General features: G+C 53.4%; 2 protein-coding genes and 1 pseudogene. 1 reads left to right on the forward strand and 2 read right to left on the reverse strand.

The window, feature by feature from the left end:
- Positions 1-213: 213 nt before the first annotated feature.
- Positions 214-669, reverse strand: a complete 456-nt coding sequence (locus I656_RS01415; protein WP_015375587.1) for a DUF441 domain-containing protein — start codon at positions 667-669, stop codon at positions 214-216.
- A 93-nt stretch (positions 670-762) separates the two neighbouring features.
- Here I656_RS01415 and ytvI point away from each other — a divergent pair.
- A pseudogene (gene ytvI, locus I656_RS01410) lies at positions 763-1,880 on the forward strand (sporulation integral membrane protein YtvI).
- Positions 1,881-2,022: 142 nt separating this feature from the next.
- On the opposite strand, the gene I656_RS01405 reads toward ytvI, so the two are convergent.
- On the reverse strand, positions 2,023-3,045 hold a 1,023-nt coding region (locus I656_RS01405; protein ID WP_020756644.1), incomplete at its 5' end, for a pyruvate kinase.

Raw genomic sequence — 3,045 nt, forward strand, 5'->3', positions numbered from 1 at the left:
GCTCTTCACCACAACATGTACTTGACAAGCAATACAGCTTCCTGCACAAAGATTTGAAAAAATCACTGATTTGTTGATTTTCCCTTACAAGCGTAAATAGAGTTCAGAAAAAATCAAGTACAACTTTTGGTGAAGAGCCAAAGAAATGATGATCAGGAATAAAATAGAAATCCATTCATCTCAAAACGGAGGATCCCACACGCCGCCTGGTGATCAAAAATATTCTACCATTTTGATGACCGTATAGGCAATGCCAGCGCCGATCAATGGACCAACCGCCACCCCATGAAACAGCGAAACCGCGAGGATGGTTCCGAGCACAAGCGCCGCTGTCATATGCGGGTCATGGGCAAGGAGCGTTACTCCATTTTTGGCGATCAAGGCGACAAAAATGCCAGATGCGAGCGCCACCCAGGCCGACAACGACTGCAAAGAGCCGACAAGCTGCCGAAAGCCGATCTCCCCAGAGGCGATGGGAGCGAGCACGGCGATCGTAATGACCGTCACTCCCCAGTTGATCCCTTTGGACTGAATGATCGGCAGCACTTTTTGATCCAAGCTGACAAGTTTGATGGCCAACAGCACAACGACGGCGACAATAAGCGACTTGTTTTTCGCAAGAAAGCCGAGCGCAAGCAACAACAATAAAAACAACACCGGTTCGTTCACGGTCGTCCGTCCTTTCCTATGAAACTTGTCTTTTTGCTTCCCCGTAAGAAAACGTGTAATATATCAATATGGAACGTCGTTGGAGGTGAAACATTGTCCCGAGTTTATGTTGATCGCTTTTTGCGCTTTTTTCTTGTCATCGCCGCTGTCGCGCTCGGCGCCATCGCTGCGTACTACATCGCGACGGTGACGTATCCGTTCATCATCGCCTTTTTCATCGCGATGATCATCAACCCGCTCGTCGATGCTTTGGAGCGGAAAGCGAAAATGCCGCGCTGGCTCGCGGTCAGCGTCACGCTCATCATGTTGTTTGCCGCGGTCGCCGGCTTGGTCACGCTTCTTGTTGCCGAAATCGTTTCGGGAACGCAATATTTAGCCCGCGTCGTGCCGGAAAAATTTCAAGCATTGATCACGTATATGGAGACGTTCGTCGCCGACCAAATCATCCCGATTTACAAAGATTTGGCCGGGATGTTTAAAAGTTTAAGCGCCGCCCAACAGGATACGATTATGCAAAACATTCAAGCCGTCGGAAAAAAAATGGGGACGACGGTTGGTGAATTTGTCCAGAGCATCCTGCAAAACATTCCGCAGCTTCTCGCCTGGCTGCCGAATGCCGCGACCGTGTTTATTTTTTCGCTGTTGGCGACGTTTTTCATCAGCAAAGACTGGCGGCGTCTCGTGCGCATGGCGCAGCAATGGCTGCCGACGAAAGCCCGCACAAGCGGAAAAACGGTGTTTCTTGATTTAAAGCGGGCGCTGTTTGGCTTTATCAAAGCGCAGGCGACGCTCATTTCGATTACGACGGTCATCGTGTTGATCGGCTTGCTTATTTTGCGCGTCGATTACGCCATTACGATCGCATTGATCATCGGGTTCGTCGATCTTTTGCCATATTTGGGAACGGGGATTGTATTTGTTCCTTGGATCATTTACACCATGCTAGCGGCGACATTCCGTTTGCCATCGGATTGGGCGTGCTGTATGTCGTCGTCCTCGTCCAACGGCAAATCATGGAGCCGAAAGTGCTTTCTTCAACGATCGGCCTCGATCCGCTCGCCACGCTCATCGCCTTGTTCGTCGGCTTCAAACTGCTCGGCTTTCTCGGCTTGATTGCCGGCCCCGTCGCGCTTGTCATCATCCGCACGCTCCATAGCGCCAATGTTTTTCGTGATCTTTGGCGCTTTATTATCGGCAAGCCGACCACGTAATCGAAGGGAGCTGTCTCAAAAGCTCGGCTTTCTATAATAGGAATACAATCTTTCGTTTCACAAAGATGTTTAATGGGTATATAGGACGATGCGAAAGGGTGTCCCGCTGCTTTTGGGACACCCTGTTTTGCTGCAACGTCCGTTACAACACGCTCGCATGGCCGCGGTAGACGGCGCCAAAGCCGCCATCGACCGTGATCTCTTGCCCATCTTTAAACAAGCTTGTGGCATTTTCCACCCCGACGACGACCGGAATGCCAAGGCTTAAGCCGACGACCGCCGCATGGCTCGTCAACCCGCCTTCCTCGGTGATGATCGCCGCCGCTTTTTCGATCGCCGGCATCATATCGGCATCGGTGCTGATGGTGACTAAAATGCCGCCCTCTACCATTTTTCGGCACGCCTCTTCTGCCGTTTTGGCGACGACCGCCTTGCCGAATGCCGACTTGCGGCCGATGCCTTGCCCTTTGGCAAGCAAGTCGCTGATGACGTGCACTTTCATTAAGTTCGTCGATCCCGTTTCGCCGACCGGCACGCCGGCCGTGATGACGACCAAGTCGCCGTGCTTCACCAAGCCGGAGCGCACTGCCGCGTCGACCGCCACATCGAGCATTTCATCGGTTGTATTGACATGCGGTGCTTCTTTCGTATACACGCCCCAAATGAGCGCCAGCCGCCGCGAGACCGCTTCGTTTGATGTCACCGCGATGATCGGGGCTTTCGGGCGGTATTTCGCCACCATCTGCGGCGTTTTTCCGCTCACCGTCGGCGTCACGATCGCCGCGACATCCAAATTGAGCGCCGTGTGGGCGACCGATTGGCCGATGGCATCGGTGATCGTCGTTCGGCTCTCTTTCGTGCGCTGGGACAAAATGTCGCGATGCTCCAACGCCTGCTCGGTGCGGAGCGCGATTTGGTGCATCGTCCTTACCGCTTCGACCGGATACTGGCCGGCTGCGGTTTCTCCGGAAAGCATGACGGCGTCGGTGCCGTCAAAAATGGCGTTGGCGACATCGCTCGCCTCAGCCCGCGTCGGCCGCGGATTGCGCTGCATCGAGTCGAGCATTTGCGTCGCCGTGATGACCGGCTTGCCAAGCATGTTGCACTTTTTAATGAGCATTTTTTGAATGAGAGGCACTTCCTCAGCCGGAATCTCAACGCCAAG

Source organism: Geobacillus sp. WSUCF1 (assembly GCF_000422025.1).
Taxonomy (GTDB): domain Bacteria; phylum Bacillota; class Bacilli; order Bacillales; family Anoxybacillaceae; genus Geobacillus; species Geobacillus zalihae.